Here is a 15,310-nt window from a genome sequence, read left to right as displayed (position 1 = left end):
AATTGGGGCATGCCATGAAGCGCTTCCAACCTGGCCGGGCACCCACGGTGGTGGTGTTTCTGTTACTGCCGATGCTGATTTTTCTCGGCTTCTGGCAGCTTGATCGGGGCGAGGAAAAGCGCGTACTGCTGGCCCATTACGCCGAGCGCCGCGCGGCTGAACCCATGCCCGGCACTCACCTCGAACAAACAGTCGACCCCGCCTATCGTCGCGTGCAGTTGCGCGGCCAGTTCGACGCCGAACACACCCTGCTCCTGGACAACAGCACCCGTGGCGGCAGAGCCGGTGTTGAGTTGATCCAGCCGTTTCACGATCAGGCCAGCGGGTTGTGGCTGCTGGTCAATCGCGGCTGGTTGCCTTGGCCAGAGCGCCGCACGCCGCCGGTATTCACCACCCCCAGCCAAGTTCTGAACCTCAACGCCTGGGTGTATGTGCCGTCTGGCGCCACCTTCCAATTAGCGCCCGACCCTGCAGGTGCCCCATGGCCGCGTTTGGTCACAGCGGTGGATCCGGCAACGCTCTGGCCCGAACTGGGACGCCAAGGGTTTGCCGATGAATTACGGCTTGAGCCTGGCGTCGCTGCGTATCAGCTCGATTGGCCGGTGGTGGCGATGGGCCCGGAAAAACACCTCGGTTACGCCGTTCAGTGGTTCGCCATGGCGACGGCGCTGTTCGGCCTTTATCTGTACCTCGGATTACACAACGCCAAGGAGAAAACCCATGGGAGCGGCCATGAATCCACACAACATGTCTGAAACACGCGCACCGCAGAGTCGCCGCAAGGGACGTTTGCAACTGATTCTGGTGTTGCTGGTGGCCCTCGGCCCGATCCTTCTGGCGACCGGCATGTACAAACTGCAGTTCTGGGTGCCAGACGGCCGCAGCTACCACGGCGAGCTGATCGGTAACGGGCAAGGTCGCGCCGATCTTGGGGTGCCGGCCGACGAGCCCCGTTGGCAACTGCTGGTCAGCGCGCCGCAGGGCTGCGCGGCAGATTGCCAACAGCTGGTCTATCTGGCGCGGCAGGTCCAGATCGGTCTGGGCCGTGACGCGACTCGCGCCAGCCACGCGCTGGCGACCGCACAACCGCTGGAGGCCAATTACTCGGCGAAGCTTGCGCGCGAATACCCGCAGTTGCAGCGCTACCCGCTGGATCTATCGCGGTACAACACCCTTGCACCCGGCGTTGAAGCGCCACACCTCTGGATTGTTGATCCCCACGGCAACCTGGTGCTGCGTTACGACGCCAAGGTCGACGGCAAGGACCTGCTCAACGATCTACGCCAACTGTTGAAACTGTCGAACATCGGATAGGGCATCGTCATGGCCAGACCTGGATTTCGCCTCGCTTTGCTTGCCACGCTGCTTGCGCTGGTTGTGGTGTTACTCGGCGCCTACACCCGGCTGACCCACGCAGGGTTGGGATGCCCGGACTGGCCTGGCTGTTACGGTTTTATCAGTGTGCCCAACAGCGAGGCGCAACTGGCGCATGCCGAATTGCACTTTCCCGAGGCGCCCGTCGAAGCCCACAAGGGCTGGAACGAGATGGTCCACCGTTACTTCGCGGGTACGCTGGGGTTGATGATCATGGCGCTGGCGGCGCAGGCCGTGCGTCGTCGCCATAACGCCGGGCAGCCGCTGAAATTGCCGCTGCTGATGCTCTGCGTGGTCATCGCTCAGGCCGCGTTCGGCATGTGGACGGTAACCCTCAAGTTGTGGCCGCAGGTGGTTACGGCGCACTTACTGGGCGGCGTCGCGACCTTGAGCCTGCTGTTTTTGCTGACGCTGCGTTTGTCCGGGGCCTTCGCACCCTTGCCGCAGTTACCTTCTCGATTACGCCGTCTGGCGGCGCTGGGACTGGTGCTGGTGATTGGGCAAATCGCCCTCGGCGGCTGGGTCAGCTCCAACTATGCCGCAGTGGCCTGTATCGACTTGCCCACCTGTCATGGCGAATGGTGGCCCAAGGCAGACTTCGCCAATGGCTTTCACCTCACGCAGCACATAGGCCCGAACTATCTGGGCGGGCAACTGGACAGTGATGCCCGCACCGCGATCCACCTGACGCATCGCATCGGCGCAGTCGTGGTGACTTTGGTATTGCTGGCGCTGGCCTGGCAACTTCAACGAGCCGGGCTCAAAGGCATGGCCACCCTGGTGTTGTTGGCCCTGGCGGCTCAGGTGGGACTGGGTATCAGCAACGTGATTCTTCACCTGCCGCTACCGATTGCCGTGGCCCATAACGCCGGTGGTGCGGCCTTGATGTTGACCCTGACACTGGTGAATTACCGTACACGTTCAGCCCTTGGCTGGGCGACCAAGACGAAACGCCGACACCGCTTTGAAGGGCAGGGATCGGCCCACGGGCAGCTTCAACCCGGCAAATAACCTGGCACAGAATAATAACGAGAAGGAGAGACGCCATGGCTACTCTAATCAGCGAGCGACACAGCCAGGCTATTTGGCGTGACTACCTCGAACTGACCAAGCCCAAAGTGTTGGTGCTGATGCTGATCACCTCACTGGTCGGCATGTTCCTCGCCACACGCGCTGGAGTGCCTTGGACGGTGCTGGTGTTTGGCAACATGGGGATCGCTTTTTGCGCGGGCGGCGCGGCGGTGGTCAATCACGTGGTGGATCGACGCATTGATGCCGTGATGGCCCGCACCCACAAGCGGCCGATTGCCGAAGGGCGCGTGTCACCTGTGTCGGCCATGACCTTTGCGTTGCTGCTGGCGGTGGCCGGGCAAGCCTTGCTGTTGGCGTTCACCAACCCGCTCACGGCGTGGCTGACGCTGGCCTCGTTGCTCGGCTACGCGGTGATCTACACCGGCTTCTTGAAACGCGCCACACCGCAGAATATTGTGATCGGCGGCCTGGCCGGGGCCGCGCCGCCGCTGTTGGGTTGGGTCGCCATCACCGGGCATGTCAGCGCCGAACCGTTGCTGCTGGTGCTGATCATCTTCGCCTGGACCCCGCCGCACTTCTGGGCGCTGGCGATTCATCGCAAAGAGGAATACGCCAAGGCAGACATCCCGATGCTGCCCGTCACCCACGGCGAGCATTACACCAAGGTGCATATTCTGCTGTACACCTTCGTCCTGCTCGCGGTCAGCCTCATGCCCTACGTGATTCACATGAGCGGCATGCTGTACCTGCTGTGTGCCCTGGGGTTGGGCGCGCGCTTTCTGCAATGGGCCTGGGTGCTGTACCGTGGCACCAAGCCGCACGCGGCGATCAACACCTTCAAGTACTCTATTTACTACTTGTTCCTGCTGTTTATCGCGCTGCTTGTCGACCACTACTTATTGTTGAATCTATGACTCGAGTTCAGAAAACCGTTTTTATTCTGGTCGCCCTGGTGGCGTTGGTCCTGGGCCTTACCGTCAACAAGGTGCTGTCTGGCAGAGGACAGGGCGATCCGACGGCGTTGATTGATGCAGGCATCATCCTGCTGCCCACCAGCCGCAGCCTGCCTGACGTGAAGATGACCAATCAGGACGGCAAACCGGTCGTCATGAATGAGTTGAAGGGTAAATGGACGATGCTGTTTTTCGGCTACACCTTTTGCCCGGACATCTGCCCAACCACCCTCGCCCAACTGCGCCAGATCAAAAGCGAATTACCCAAGGACGTTGTGGGCAAGCTGCAAATCGTGCTGGTCAGTGTTGACCCAAATCGCGATACGCCGCAGCAGCTCAAGCAATACCTGGGCTACTTCGACCCCGAGTTCCAGGGTGTGACCGCGTCCGTCGACGACATCCAGAAACTCGCCAACGCAGTGAGCATTCCATTCATCCCTGCCGACACCAGCAAGCCCAACTACACCGTCGACCACAGCGGCAACCTTGCCCTGCTTGGCCCGGACGGCACCCAGCGCGGGTTTATCCGGTCGCCGTTGAATAACCAGAAAATGATCGCGCAATTGCCGGGGTTGTTGGTGCGGGAGTAACCGGACGCGGATGGCCGCTTCGCGAATGAATTCGCTCCGATCAAAATGCATTTTAATTTTTTAAAACAATGTGTTGGCGCTGGTCTTGATGTGTATATCCGGCATCTGGGTGTGCTGGAATTACGGTTTCGCTCTTACAGCGAGGAACCTTTTTCAAACGCCAAAAAGGTCCCGCCAAAAGGCTTGCCCCTCCATGCGGATCCTCGCTTAGGCTCGGATTTCCCTCGCTCCGGCGTTGCTCCGGGGGGCGCCGCAAGGGGCCGTCCCTGGCCCCGTGCGGCTAACTCGGCGTCCTTGCCTCGTTCCCCCTGCGCAACGCCTGCGCTCGGCCTTCTGGAAACGGGGCCTTGCCGTAATTCGACAGTCAATTCACACAAAATCCCAAAGGCAAATCAAAATCCCTAGGAGCAACCGGGACGCGCAGTCTTGTTCGCGAAGGCGACATCACTTGGCAAACAACTGCCCGATGTCTTTGAAGGCTTTGAACTCCAGCGCATTGCCACACGGATCGAGCAGGAACATGGTCGCTTGCTCGCCCACCTGGCCCTTGAAGCGAATGTATGGCTCGATAACGAACGCGGTTTCCCGGGATTTGAGTCGATCGGCCAGCGCTTCCCATTGATCCCATTCCAGCACCACGCCGAAATGCGGCACGGGCACATCATGGCCGTCCACCGGATTGCTCAGGGCTTGCTCTTGTGATGTGCTTTTGGCTTGGTGGTGAATCACTAACTGGTGGCCGAAGAAATTGAAGTCGACCCAATGCTCGCTGCTGCGGCCTTCGCTGCAACCGAATACATCGCCGTAGAAATGCCGGGCAGCCGCCAGATCATAGACCGGTACCGCCAGGTGGAAGGGGGGCAGCGCCATGACAAACATCCTCGCTCAGGGAGTGAAAGTGTCCTGAGTCTAGGCCAATGGCGCGTGGTGGTGTTTGATCAGAACGCCGGAACGATTGCACCCTGGTATTTTTCCAGCATGAATTGCTTCAGTTCCGGGCTGTGCAAGGCGACGACCAGTTTTTGCATGGCAATCGAGTCTCTATTTTCCGGACGTGCCACGAGGATGTTCACGTAAGGCGAGTCGCTGCCTTCGATGAGCAACGCGTCTTTGGTGGGGTCCAGTTTGACGCTCATCGCGTAGTTGGTGTTGAGCAACGTCAGGTCAACCTGAGTGACCACGCGCGGCAGTGTGGCCGCTTCCAGCTCGCGGAATTTCAGGTTTTTCGGGTTCTCGGCGATGTCTTGAGGCTTCGACAGGATGTTGCCCGGATCTTTAAGCGAGATCAGCCCGGCTTTCGTCAGCAACAGCAAGGCGCGTCCTTCGTTGGCGGGTTCGTTGGGCAGGGCGATGTTGGCGCCATCGGGCAGGTCGCCGATCTTTTTTAGCAGGCCGTTCGAGTAAGCGCCCATGGGCTCGACGTGAACCTTGGTCACGGCAATCAGATCGGTGCCGTTGCTTTTGTTGAACTCATTCAGGGCCGGCTGATGCTGGAAGAAGTTCGCGTCGAGGCTTTTATCCGCGAGCAGCGCATTGGGCTGGATGTAATCGCTGAACACCTTGATTTGCAGGTCGATCCCTTCCTTGGCCAGCATCGGCTTGATGAACTCAAGGACCTCCGCGTGGGGCGTAGCCGAGGCGCCGACGGTCAAGGTTTCATCGGCGTGCGCGCCCAGAGCAACAACTGCAGCCAATGCGGCGAGTAGCTTTTTCATGCACCAACTCCGTTGAAACGGCCGCCTGCTGACGAGGCGGCTCTGGCCGGTCGGGCCTTGGCGGATCGGCGACCCGCCACTGTGTTTAGCGATTGCTGTTATCGGTGGGTGAAGTGCGCCACCAGCTTGTCGCCGATGGTTTGCAGGATCTGTACCAGCACCAATAACAATACGACAGTGACAAACATCACATCGTTCTGGAAGCGCTGATAACCATAGCGAATAGCCAGGTCGCCCAGGCCGCCGGCACCGACTGCACCGGCCATCGCGGTGAACGACACCAGGGCGATGGCCGTGACGGTTATGGCCGCCAGGATGCCGGGTCGCGCTTCGGGCAACAGTGCCTTGATGATGATCTGCCGGGTCGTTGCGCCCATGGCCTGGGTCGCTTCAATGATGCCGCGATCCACTTCCCGCAGTGCGGTCTCGACCAGACGGGCGAAGAACGGTGTTGCGCCCGCCACCAGCGGCGGCAAGGTGCCGAGGACCCCGAGCGATGTGCCGGTGATGATTTCGGTCAGTGGCATCATCACGATCAGCAAAATGATGAACGGCAACGCTCGCAGCAGGTTGACGATCAATGCCACGCCGGAATACAGACGATCATTCTCCAGCAACTGGCGCGGTGAGGTCAGGAACATCAACACGCCCAGCGGCAGCCCCAGGAGCACGGTAAAGGCCAGGGAAACGCCGAGCATCACCAGGGTGTCGCCCGTGGCGATCCAGATTTCGTACCAGTCGACGTTGGAAAACAGGTGGGTCAGGGCATCCATCAACGCAGCACCTCCATGTGAACATCCGCGGCGGTGAAGCGGGCGAAGGCTGCTTCCATGTCGCCACCGGTAATGGCCAGGGTCAGTTGCCCATAGGGGGTGTCTTTGATCCGGTCGATGCGCCCGGCGAGGATGCTGTAATCGACCCCGGTCTCCCGGGCGACAGTGCCCAGTAGCGGTGCGTAGGTGGCATCACCCTGGAACGTCAGGCGCACGATGCGGCCCTGCACATGGGCGAAATCATCGCGCAGTTCACCTTCGTCGATTTGCTCGTCTTCTTGCACGAAACGCTTGGTGGTCGGGTGCTTGGGATGCAGGAACACATCCGTCACGCTGCCCTGCTCGACGATCCTCCCGGCATCCATGACGGCAACGTGGTCGCAGACGCGGCGGATCACGTCCATCTCGTGGGTGATCAGGACAATGGTCAGATTAAGCTCGCGATTGATCTCGGCCAGCAATTGCAGGACCGATGCCGTGGTTTGCGGGTCAAGGGCGCTGGTGGCTTCGTCGCACAGCAGGATTTTCGGTTTGGTCGCCAGCGCACGGGCAATACCCACCCGCTGCTTTTGCCCGCCAGACAACTGGGTCGGGTATTTCTTTGCCTGATCGGACAGGCCCACGCGCTCAAGCAGTTCGGCCACGCGCTGATCGATCTGGCTGCGTGACATATCACCGGCCAGGGTCAACGGCATGGCAACGTTATCGGCGACGGTCTTGGAGGACAGCAGATTGAAGTGCTGGAAAATCATCCCGACCTGTTGGCGGAAGCCTCGCAGAGCGTTGGCGTCGAACGCGGTGACATCTTCACCGTCGACGATGATCTGCCCGCCACTCGGGGTTTCCAGGCGATTGATCAGGCGCAGCAACGTGCTTTTTCCCGCGCCGGAATGACCAATCAGGCCGAAGACCTGACCGTCTTCGACACGCAGGCTGGTGGGATGCAGGGCGGGAATTTCCCGATCTGCGACCCGATAGGTTTTATGGACGTTATGAAACTCGATCACGTAGCGAACCTTGTGGGGGCGCGGTAAGAAAGGGTGGTGGAAGTGGCCGGATGCTCAGGCGTTCTTACTACCAGCGGACACCGGCTGGATAAGCCGGGCGCGCATTTTAGCCTGTCCAGCTGGAGGTTCTTAGCATTTATTTGATGGCAAACCTGCGAAACGGCAATAACGAGGTCGGTGGCGGCGGATTGCAGTGGTTTGCCTGTTGGTTAGACCAAAGGTCATGAAAAACACGGAACGGCTGTTTTGAGCCTGAGTCAGTAATAAAGCGTCTCGATTTTCCTGAATGACGTGCCAGGAAAGGTTTTGCCGATCAGGCCCCGCGATTCAACCCGCGCCAGGGCCGCCCGCAACCGAGGAGTTTTAGTCTGATGGCTACCAAGAAGACCACAACCACTACCACGACCGGCGCCAGTTCCAATGTCAGCCACAGCCAGCTGGCTGGCACTGACACCCTGGACCGTGGCAATACCAACGCCAAGCTGGACAGTCTGGAGCCGTTCCGTTCCGATGCCACCGAGCAGGCGCTACGCACCAATCAGGGCGTAAAAATTTCCAATAACCAGAACACGCTCAAGGTCGGTGATCGGGGTCCGTCCTTGCTTGAAGATTTCATCATGCGTGAAAAAATCACCCACTTTGACCATGAACGCATTCCCGAGCGCATCGTCCATGCGCGGGGCACGGCGGCGCACGGTTACTTCCAGACCTATGAAAACCATGCAGCCCTGACCAAGGCCGGTTTCCTCCAGGACCCGGGAAAAAAGACCCCGGTGTTCGCGCGCTTTTCCACCGTCCAGGGGCCGCGTGGCTCGGGCGATACCGTGCGTGACGTACGCGGCTTTGCGGTGAAGTTTTACACCGATGAAGGCAACTTCGATCTGGTCGGCAACAACATGCCGGTGTTCTTCATTCAGGACGCGATCAAGTTCCCGGACTTCGTTCACGCGGTAAAACCCGAGCCTCATAATGAAATGCCCACCGGCGGCTCCGCTCACGATACGTTCTGGGATTTCGTTTCGCTGGTGCCGGAGTCGGCGCATATGGTGCTGTGGACGATGTCCGACCGGGCCATCCCGAAAAGCCTGCGGACCATGCAGGGGTTTGGCATCCACACCTTTCGCTTGATCAACGCGGACGGTAAGTCGAGCTTCGTTAAATTCCACTGGAAGCCCAAATTTGGCGTGTGCTCGCTGCTCTGGGACGAGGCGCAGAAGCTGGCTGGCAAGGACACGGACTTCCACCGTCGAGATTTATGGGAGTCGATTGAAACCGGCGATTACCCCGAGTGGGAATTCGGTGTGCAGATTGTCGCGGAGGAGGATGAGCATACATTCGATTTCGACCTGCTCGACCCGACCAAGCTCATCCCCGAGGAGTTGGTGCCAGTGACGCCGTTGGGCAAAATGGTGCTTAACCGCAACCCGGATAACTTCTTCGCCGAGACCGAGCAGGTTGCGTTCTGCCCTGGGCATATCGTGCCGGGCATCGACTTCTCCAATGATCCGCTGCTGCAAGGTCGACTGTTTTCCTACACCGACACGCAGATCAGCCGTCTGGGGGGACCGAACTTCCACGAGATCCCGATCAACCGTCCTGTCGCACCCAACCACAACGGGCAACGTGACGCGCAACATCGCACCACGCTCGACAAGGGGCGCGCGTCTTACGAGCCTAACTCCATTGATGGTGGCTGGCCGAAAGAGACGCCGCCAGGTGCTCAGGATGGCGGTTTCGAGACCTATCCAGAGCGCCTCGAAGCGCACAAGGTTCGTCGTCGTAGTGAATCGTTCGCCGACCATTTTTCACAAGCGACCCTGTTCTTCCAAAGCATGAGCGACCATGAGAAAGAACACATCATCGCGGCCTACAGCTTTGAGTTGGGCAAGGTGGAGCGCACCTGGATTCGTGAGCGTCAGGTGAATGAGATTCTGGCCAATATCGACCTGAAGCTGGCCGCGCGCGTGGCACAAAACCTCGGTTTGCCTGCGCCGACTGCCGGTACCGTGCCCGGAAAGGCGGCGGTGACTCAATCCCCTGCGCTGAGCCAGGTCAACTTGCTGTCGGGCACCATTGTTTCGCGCAAAGTGGCCATCCTTGCAGCCAACGGCGTCGATGGTGCAGCTATCGCTGCGCTGAAGAAGGCCCTGGAAGTCGAAGGTGCACACGCCAAGCTGCTAGGGCCTACCTCGGCGCCCGTCACCACGGCGGATGGCAAGCACCTCGCGGTGGACGCCTCTATGGAAGGCATGCCGTCGATCGCTTTCGACGCGGTGTTTGTGGCGGGCGGGGCCGAGTCGGTGAAAGCACTGAGCGCCAATGGCGTGGCATTGCACTTCGTGCTCGAGGCCTACAAGCACCTCAAGGCTATTGCGTTGAATGGGGAAGCCAAACAATTGCTGGACGTGCTGCATCTGTCGGCTGATGAAGGCTTGCTGGTCGGCGGCAATGACAGCAAGGCGTTCAAGGCGTTTTTCGCGGCGATGGCCCAGCATCGGGTGTGGGCGCGTGAGCCTAAAGCCAAGGCTGTTCCGGCGTGATGACACACGGTCAACTGTAACTCCAGGAGCGCGCTTGCAAAATCGCGTAACCCGTCAGCGTTTTTGGGACCGCTTCGCGGTCCATCGCGGGCAAGCGCGCTCCTACAGTTTCGCGGGTTTGAGAACGATATGCGCAGGTTGGCTGCGATCGATCTGTCGCTCCAGCTGTAATTCAAAATCAGGGTTGATTTTGATGACCCGTTTGGTCAGCAAGGTTGCCAGCCATGGGTAATCATCTGTGCGTGGCACTTGCAGGATCACTTGGCAATTGAAAGCCGCCACGTCTGCGGCAATCGCGTCAAACTGGCGACGTAATTGCGCCATATCGCCGATTTTAAGGGCGATGGTGGTGCTTTCTGCAGTGGGGTCGATTACCTTCGCGATACGCTTGGCTTCAGCGGCGTTCAGCTCGGCCTCGGCTTTGTCCAGTTCGGCTTTACGTGCCTGGGCAATCGCGCCATTCACGCCGCTGGTCAGCGCCGGGGCCTTGGGCATGAGTGCCCGAGCGCGGCTCAATGCGGTGGCCGCAGCGTTCACATCGCCCTTTTGCAGGACGATTTGACTGCGCTTCAAGTACGCCTCCGCCAACTGGCGTTGGTACTGCTCGATGCGTGGGTCGTCTGGCGTCTGCGTTTGCAGGGCCAGCAACTGGTCTTCAGCGGTGGCCAGTTCGCTGCTGGCGATACTTTGCTCAAGCAGCTCAAAACCCGTGGGCTCGGCGGCAGGCGCGGGTGTTTCGACTGTCGGCGCACTTTGGCAGGCGCCCAACAGGATGGAAAATGCGGCAAGGAGCAGATAACGGGAGGCGAACAGCTTCATTCCTGCGATTCTCTAATTGCGCAAAAAACGAGCAAGTCTACACCGCTCGCCGGGGGAGGACAAAACTCAACAAGAACAACGCGGCGGCGCATACCACTATAGACGGTCCAGCCGGTGTGTCTTTGAACCACGATAAGGCCAGCCCGCCACAGACTGCAACCACGCCAAGCACGCTGGCGCCCAACGCCATTTGCTCGGGGGAGCGAGAGTGGCGTTGCGCGGCGGCGGCAGGAATGATCAGCAGTGAGGTGATCAGCAGGACGCCGACGATTTTCATGGCCACCGCAATCACAATCGCGATCAGCAGCATCAATGTCATGCGCAAGGCCGCGACGGGCAAGCCTTCGACGGTCGCCAGTTCCTCATGCACCGTAATGGCCAGCAGTGGCCGCCACAGGGCGACGATCAACGCCAGTACCGCCGCACTGCCGCCGAGGATCCAGGCCAGATCGGTGGGGCTGATTGCCAGCAGGTCACCGAACAGATAACCCATCAGGTCAATACGAACGTTGTGCATGAAACTGAGGACTACCAGCCCCAGTGACAGCGTACTGGGCGCGAGAATCCCCAGCAGCGTGTCCGATGCCAGCGCCTGGCGCTGTTGCAGCGTCACCAGGAGGATCGCCAGCAGCAGGCAACCGACGGTAACCGCCAGCGCCGGGCTGATATCCAGCACAAAGCCCAGCGCCACGCCGAGCAAGGCCGCATGGGACAGGGTGTCGCCGAAATAAGCCATGCGCCGCCAGACCACGAACGAACCCAAAGGGCCTGCGACTATTGCCAGCGCCAGACCCGCGAGCAAGGCATAGAGTAAAAAGTCAGCCATGCTTGCAGTTGTCTCCGTGGACATGAGTAGGGGGTGTGCCGGGCGCGGATGCAGCCTCTTCGACCACTGCGCCGTGTAAGTCATGGGCGTGATCGTGGTGGTGGTGATAAATCGCCAGGCTTTGCGCGTTTTTACCGAACAACTCGACAAACGCCGGATCGTTGCTGACTTGCTCCGGGTGGCCTGAGCAGCACACATGCCGGTTCAGGCAAACCACCTGGTCGGTGGTGCTCATGACCAGGTGCAGGTCATGGGACACCATCAGCACGCCGCAGCCGTGGCGGTCGCGCAGGCGGGTGATCAAACTGTACAGCTCAGCCTGGCCAGCCACGTCGACGCCTTGCACGGGTTCATCAAGGACCAGTAGCTCGGGTTCACGCAATAACGCCCGGGACAGCAGCACGCGCTGCATCTCGCCGCCGGATATCCCTTGCAGCGGGCTGTCGATGACTTTCTCGGCGCCTACTTCGATCAACGCCGCCAGCGCTCGTGGCCGGTCAACGCCGGGGACCAGGCGCAGAAAACGCAGGACCGACAGGGGTAATGTGGGGTCTACATACAGCTTTTGTGGCATGTAGCCGACACGCAACTTCGGCTTGCGCCAGACGCTGCCCGAGTTCGGCTTGAGCAGGCCCAGAACGGCTCGTACCAGCGTGGTCTTGCCTGCGCCGTTAGGGCCGATCAGGGTCACGATTTCGCCCGGCTTGACGCTGAGCTGAATGTTTTCCAGCACGTTTTGCCCGGCGAACGTGACGGTGACCTGATCGAGACGGATCAATGCAGTGCTCATCAGGCCGCCTTGCAGCCCGAACACAGGCCAACAATTTCGACCGTTTGCCCTTCTACGGTGAAACCTACCTCGGCCGCGGCGTCGATGATCGCCTGGCTGATGGCCGGGTGTTGCAGCTCGATAGCGGCACGGCACTCCCGGCAGATCAGGAACTGGCCCTGGTGCGCGTGCGTCGGGTGGTTGCAGCCGGTAAAGGCGTTGAGCGAGGCGATGCGGTGGACGAGGCCGTTTTCCAGGAGGAAATCCAGCGCGCGGTACACAGTAGGTGGCGCGGCGCGGCGGCCGTCTTCTTCACTGAGAACCGCGAGGATGTCGTAGGCGCCCAACGGTTTATGACTCTGCCAGACCAGCTCCAGGACACGGCGACGCAAAGCGGTCAGGCGCAGACCTTGGCTCGCGCACAGCGCGTCAGCCTCGGAGAGCGCGGTGTGCACGCAATGTGAGTGATCATGGGGGCGACTGGCCAGCGGTGTTATGGGCATGGGCGGCGACGACTTTTGTGAGAGACGTTATTATGTTACCTGTTCCTGCCTCCTTGAGTGGTCATCGTGTCCCGTCTTTTTGCCATTTTTATTGCTTTAAGTGCCAGTTTGCTGGTGATCAGCCCCGCTCATGCCGAGGTTCGCGTGCTGACCAGCATTAAGCCGTTGCAGCTGATTGCCGCTGCGGTGCAGGACGGAGTGGGCACGCCAGAGGTGCTCTTGCCGCCCGGTGCGTCGCCGCATAACTACGCCTTGCGCCCGTCCGACGTACGGCGCGTGCGTGAAGTCGATTTGTTTTATTGGATCGGTCCGGACCTGGAAAGCTTCCTGCCGCGTGTGTTGCAAGGCCGAACGTTGCCGGTGGTGACGGTGCAATCGTTGCCGGAGTTGCGCCTGCGTCACTTCGCGGCGGACAGCCAGTCCCATGAGGCTGCCGATCCCGCCGAGCATGACCATGACCATAGCCCCGGCAGTCTGGATGCTCACCTATGGCTGTCATCGGTCAATGCGCGGGTGATTGCGGCGCGTATGGCCACTGATTTGAGCGCGGCCGACCCCGCCAACGCGGCGCGCTATAAAAGCAATGTGAAGGTGTTCGATGAGCGCCTCGACGCCATGGATGCGCGGGTAAAGGCTCGGGTTGCGGGTGTCGCAGGCAAACCGTTCTTCGTGTTCCATGAAGCATTCGATTACTTCGAGGATGCCTACGGCCTTAAGCATACGGGCGTGTTCAGCGTCGCTGCTGAAGTGCAGCCCGGCGCGCAGCACGTTGCCGCCATGCGCACGCGGTTGAGCGAAGTGGGCAAGACCTGCGTGTTCAGTGAGCCGCCGCTGCGCCCGCGTCTGGCCGAAACCCTGACTGCGGGCCTGCCGGTCAAACTGGCGGAGCTTGATGGATTGGGCGGCTACACCCCTGCCACCGCTCAGGGTTATGAGCAGATGATGGAAAAGCTGGGTAATGATTTGGCAGGGTGTCTGGAGTCGCTTTGATTAGGCGGTGTCTGAGCCATTGCTTTTCAAGCGAGTGAGATCGCTCCCACAGATGGAGAGCGAACTCATTCGTGAAGCGTCCGCTGCTGATTACAGGGCGAACGGCAGCGGCGTATGCACGTGCTGGCGCTGGGCCAAGCGTTGCTGAAACTCCATCGGGTCATGGATCAATACGTCCTGCCCGGCAAAGGATTCCGCCGCGATCAGGCGTGACAGCCAGAAACGCACGCAGGCTACGCGCAGCATGGTCGGCCACAGTTCGGCTTCGCTGGCGGTGAACGGACGCAAACCGGCGTAGGCACCGAGCAAGGCGCGAGCGCGGGCACCGTCGATCTGACCGTCCTCTTCGGAACACCAGTCATTGAGGGCAATGGCCAGGTCGTAAAGCATCGGCCCGGAGCAGGCGTTGTAGAAGTCGATCAGCCCGGTCAGGTGCGTGCCTTCGAACAAGGCGTTGTCGCGAAACAGGTCGGCGTGCAGGTTGGCGCGTGGCAAGGCCATGATTCTCGGCGTGAGCCGCTCAAACTCTTCAAGTGCCGCCTGCAGCAGTGCGCTTTGCGTTGTGTCCAGGTGCGGCATCAACGCCGCGCCTTCGGCCTGCATCCAGTCCAGCCCCCGATCAGTCTTGCGCTCCAGCACATGCTCATGCGTGGCCAGGTGCAAATGTCCCAGCAATTCGCCGATCTGCACGCAATGCTGGGTGTTCGGTTCGCTCACGTGTTTGCCCGGGAGCCTTGGCTGCAGCAGTGCCGGCTTGCCCGCCAGCTCGCGTAATGCGTGGCCGTCGGTGGTGCGTAGCGCGTAAGGCACCGGCAGATTGGCGTCGTGCAGCACGTCGAGCAGCTCGATGAAAAACGGCAAATCCTTGACCGGTCCGCGTTCGACCAGGGTCAGGACAAACTCACCCTGCTCCAGGCTGACGAAGAAATTGCTGTTCTCGCTGCCGGCAGCAATGCCCTGAAAATCATGTAGACGGCCGAGCCCATAAGGGGCGAGAAACGTTTCCAGCTCAGGTCGAGCCAGTGGGGTAAACACGGACATGGTCAAAACTGCCAGTAAATAAGGTGAATGTTAGGCACTACCACTCGAAGATTTTCCATTCTGGAATCAGCATGTCCGGTTGGTCCGAACGAATGAAGTTGGCCTGTGTGCCATCGGCGCGCACCAGGAAGTACGGTTTGCCAATTTTTGGCGTGATCTTGATTGCATAAAGAAATCCGTTTTGGCGGTATTCCTGAATGGTTTTGTCGCCTTCGGTGCGGATGGTAACGTCTGGATCCGCCGAAGGAGCACCCGTATCAGCAGCAACTGCAACCAGCGGGCAGAGTGCCAACAGGCTGGCCAGCAACAGGCGATTTGTTGTGCGCATGATAACCTTGTCCTTTTGTCGTCATTGGTCCTCGCATTCTAGCGCCGACC

The 15,310-nt window shown here is 60.1% G+C and carries 17 protein-coding genes; 7 read left to right on the top strand and 10 right to left on the bottom strand.

What is annotated here, in order from left to right:
* The first annotated feature begins 14 nt into the window (after nucleotides 1–14).
* The 5 genes from AC1MEA_RS07050 to AC1MEA_RS07030 are packed head-to-tail and all read left to right on the top strand — an operon-like array spanning nucleotide 15 to nucleotide 3,949.
* Nucleotides 15–755, top strand: coding sequence for an SURF1 family protein (locus AC1MEA_RS07050; RefSeq protein ID WP_480917204.1), 741 nt, complete (start codon nucleotides 15–17; stop codon nucleotides 753–755).
* Nucleotides 721–1,314, top strand: a complete 594-nt coding sequence (locus AC1MEA_RS07045; RefSeq protein WP_219063305.1) for a hypothetical protein — start codon at nucleotides 721–723, stop codon at nucleotides 1,312–1,314. Before AC1MEA_RS07050 ends, AC1MEA_RS07045 begins: the two co-directional genes overlap by 35 nt.
* Before the next feature lie 9 nt (nucleotides 1,315–1,323).
* Nucleotides 1,324–2,385 carry a COX15/CtaA family protein gene (locus tag AC1MEA_RS07040; RefSeq protein WP_449634723.1) on the top strand — a complete coding sequence of 354 codons (1,062 nt, stop codon included), beginning with the start codon at nucleotides 1,324–1,326 and terminating at the stop codon, nucleotides 2,383–2,385.
* 35 nt (nucleotides 2,386–2,420) lie between these two features.
* Nucleotides 2,421–3,320 carry a heme o synthase gene (gene cyoE / locus AC1MEA_RS07035; protein WP_219063303.1) on the top strand — a complete coding sequence of 300 codons (900 nt, stop codon included), beginning with the start codon at nucleotides 2,421–2,423 and terminating at the stop codon, nucleotides 3,318–3,320.
* Nucleotides 3,317–3,949: an SCO family protein gene (locus AC1MEA_RS07030; RefSeq protein WP_449634722.1), complete on the top strand. Its 633-nt coding sequence runs from the start codon at nucleotides 3,317–3,319 to the stop codon at nucleotides 3,947–3,949. Before cyoE ends, AC1MEA_RS07030 begins: the two co-directional genes overlap by 4 nt.
* 444 nt (nucleotides 3,950–4,393) lie before the next feature.
* On the opposite strand, the gene AC1MEA_RS07025 is transcribed toward AC1MEA_RS07030, so the two are convergent.
* The 4 genes from AC1MEA_RS07025 to AC1MEA_RS07010 all read right to left on the bottom strand — a co-directional run bounded on the left by AC1MEA_RS07025 (nucleotide 4,394) and on the right by AC1MEA_RS07010 (nucleotide 7,444).
* Nucleotides 4,394–4,819 (bottom strand): VOC family protein, encoded by a 426-nt coding sequence (locus AC1MEA_RS07025; protein WP_480917203.1) that lies wholly within the window; start codon nucleotides 4,817–4,819, stop codon nucleotides 4,394–4,396.
* 68 nt (nucleotides 4,820–4,887) lie between these two features.
* A complete protein-coding gene (locus AC1MEA_RS07020; protein ID WP_219063300.1) occupies nucleotides 4,888–5,664 on the bottom strand; it encodes a MetQ/NlpA family ABC transporter substrate-binding protein in 777 nt (258 codons plus the stop codon).
* Nucleotides 5,665–5,762: 98 nt separating this feature from the next.
* A complete protein-coding gene (locus AC1MEA_RS07015; RefSeq protein WP_219063299.1) occupies nucleotides 5,763–6,437 on the bottom strand; it encodes a methionine ABC transporter permease in 675 nt (224 codons plus the stop codon).
* Nucleotides 6,437–7,444: a methionine ABC transporter ATP-binding protein gene (locus tag AC1MEA_RS07010; protein WP_219063298.1), complete on the bottom strand. Its 1,008-nt coding sequence runs from the start codon at nucleotides 7,442–7,444 to the stop codon at nucleotides 6,437–6,439. Before AC1MEA_RS07010 ends, AC1MEA_RS07015 begins: the two co-directional genes overlap by 1 nt.
* Before the next feature lie 371 nt (nucleotides 7,445–7,815).
* On the opposite strand from AC1MEA_RS07010, the gene katE reads away from it, so the two are divergent.
* Nucleotides 7,816–9,984, top strand: coding sequence for a catalase HPII (gene katE, locus AC1MEA_RS07005; RefSeq protein ID WP_480917202.1), 2,169 nt, complete (start codon nucleotides 7,816–7,818; stop codon nucleotides 9,982–9,984).
* A gap of 102 nt (nucleotides 9,985–10,086) precedes the next feature.
* On the opposite strand, the gene AC1MEA_RS07000 is transcribed toward katE, so the two are convergent.
* The 4 genes from AC1MEA_RS07000 to AC1MEA_RS06985 are packed head-to-tail and all read right to left on the bottom strand — an operon-like array spanning nucleotide 10,087 to nucleotide 12,901.
* Nucleotides 10,087–10,803 (bottom strand): PA5502 family lipoprotein, encoded by a 717-nt coding sequence (locus AC1MEA_RS07000; RefSeq protein WP_219063297.1) that lies wholly within the window; start codon nucleotides 10,801–10,803, stop codon nucleotides 10,087–10,089.
* A gap of 37 nt (nucleotides 10,804–10,840) precedes the next feature.
* Nucleotides 10,841–11,629, bottom strand: a complete 789-nt coding sequence (znuB, locus tag AC1MEA_RS06995) for a zinc ABC transporter permease subunit ZnuB (protein WP_219063296.1) — start codon at nucleotides 11,627–11,629, stop codon at nucleotides 10,841–10,843.
* Nucleotides 11,622–12,419, bottom strand: a complete 798-nt coding sequence (znuC, locus tag AC1MEA_RS06990; RefSeq protein ID WP_480917201.1) for a zinc ABC transporter ATP-binding protein ZnuC — start codon at nucleotides 12,417–12,419, stop codon at nucleotides 11,622–11,624. The genes znuB and znuC overlap by 8 nt, the downstream gene beginning before the upstream one ends.
* Complete coding sequence (locus AC1MEA_RS06985) at nucleotides 12,419–12,901, bottom strand: Fur family transcriptional regulator (RefSeq protein ID WP_449634717.1); 483 nt, start codon at nucleotides 12,899–12,901, stop codon at nucleotides 12,419–12,421. The genes znuC and AC1MEA_RS06985 overlap by 1 nt, the downstream gene beginning before the upstream one ends.
* Nucleotides 12,902–12,967: 66 nt before the next feature.
* On the opposite strand from AC1MEA_RS06985, the gene AC1MEA_RS06980 reads away from it, so the two are divergent.
* The gene (locus AC1MEA_RS06980; RefSeq protein WP_480917200.1) at nucleotides 12,968–13,891 is read left to right on the top strand and encodes a zinc ABC transporter substrate-binding protein; all 924 of its coding nucleotides are present in this window, start codon (nucleotides 12,968–12,970) and stop codon (nucleotides 13,889–13,891) included.
* A 90-nt stretch (nucleotides 13,892–13,981) separates the two neighbouring features.
* On the opposite strand, the gene AC1MEA_RS06975 is transcribed toward AC1MEA_RS06980, so the two are convergent.
* Together AC1MEA_RS06975 and AC1MEA_RS06970 are read right to left on the bottom strand one after the other, a co-directional pair.
* Complete coding sequence (locus AC1MEA_RS06975; protein WP_480917199.1) at nucleotides 13,982–14,932, bottom strand: homoserine kinase; 951 nt, start codon at nucleotides 14,930–14,932, stop codon at nucleotides 13,982–13,984.
* Between the two features lie 37 nt (nucleotides 14,933–14,969).
* Complete coding sequence (locus AC1MEA_RS06970; RefSeq protein ID WP_219063291.1) at nucleotides 14,970–15,260, bottom strand: DUF2782 domain-containing protein; 291 nt, start codon at nucleotides 15,258–15,260, stop codon at nucleotides 14,970–14,972.
* Nucleotides 15,261–15,310 lie beyond the last annotated feature (50 nt).

This window comes from Pseudomonas sp. ASL8 (genome assembly GCF_056680355.1).
The sequence above is the reverse complement of the archived record's forward strand: the minus strand, read 5'-3'. Positions and strand labels throughout refer to the sequence as shown.

Excerpts from the sequence above, each read along its gene's own strand:
- AC1MEA_RS07020 (WP_219063300.1), bottom strand. The coding sequence starts at position 5,664 with ATGAAAAAGCTACTCGCCGCATTGGCTGCAGTTGTTGCTCTGGGCGCG.
- AC1MEA_RS07040 (WP_449634723.1), top strand. The coding sequence starts at position 1,324 with ATGGCCAGACCTGGATTTCGCCTCGCTTTGCTTGCCACGCTGCTTGCG.
- cyoE (WP_219063303.1), top strand. The coding sequence starts at position 2,421 with ATGGCTACTCTAATCAGCGAGCGACACAGCCAGGCTATTTGGCGTGAC.
- AC1MEA_RS06975 (WP_480917199.1), bottom strand. The coding sequence starts at position 14,932 with ATGTCCGTGTTTACCCCACTGGCTCGACCTGAGCTGGAAACGTTTCTC.
- znuC (WP_480917201.1), bottom strand. The coding sequence starts at position 12,419 with ATGAGCACTGCATTGATCCGTCTCGATCAGGTCACCGTCACGTTCGCC.
- znuB (WP_219063296.1), bottom strand. The coding sequence starts at position 11,629 with ATGGCTGACTTTTTACTCTATGCCTTGCTCGCGGGTCTGGCGCTGGCA.
- AC1MEA_RS07045 (WP_219063305.1), top strand. The coding sequence starts at position 721 with ATGGGAGCGGCCATGAATCCACACAACATGTCTGAAACACGCGCACCG.
- AC1MEA_RS06970 (WP_219063291.1), bottom strand. The coding sequence starts at position 15,260 with ATGCGCACAACAAATCGCCTGTTGCTGGCCAGCCTGTTGGCACTCTGC.
- AC1MEA_RS07000 (WP_219063297.1), bottom strand. The coding sequence starts at position 10,803 with ATGAAGCTGTTCGCCTCCCGTTATCTGCTCCTTGCCGCATTTTCCATC.
- AC1MEA_RS07050 (WP_480917204.1), top strand. The coding sequence starts at position 15 with ATGAAGCGCTTCCAACCTGGCCGGGCACCCACGGTGGTGGTGTTTCTG.
- AC1MEA_RS06985 (WP_449634717.1), bottom strand. The coding sequence starts at position 12,901 with ATGCCCATAACACCGCTGGCCAGTCGCCCCCATGATCACTCACATTGC.
- katE (WP_480917202.1), top strand. The coding sequence starts at position 7,816 with ATGGCTACCAAGAAGACCACAACCACTACCACGACCGGCGCCAGTTCC.
- AC1MEA_RS07015 (WP_219063299.1), bottom strand. The coding sequence starts at position 6,437 with ATGGATGCCCTGACCCACCTGTTTTCCAACGTCGACTGGTACGAAATC.
- AC1MEA_RS07030 (WP_449634722.1), top strand. The coding sequence starts at position 3,317 with ATGACTCGAGTTCAGAAAACCGTTTTTATTCTGGTCGCCCTGGTGGCG.
- AC1MEA_RS07025 (WP_480917203.1), bottom strand. The coding sequence starts at position 4,819 with ATGGCGCTGCCCCCCTTCCACCTGGCGGTACCGGTCTATGATCTGGCG.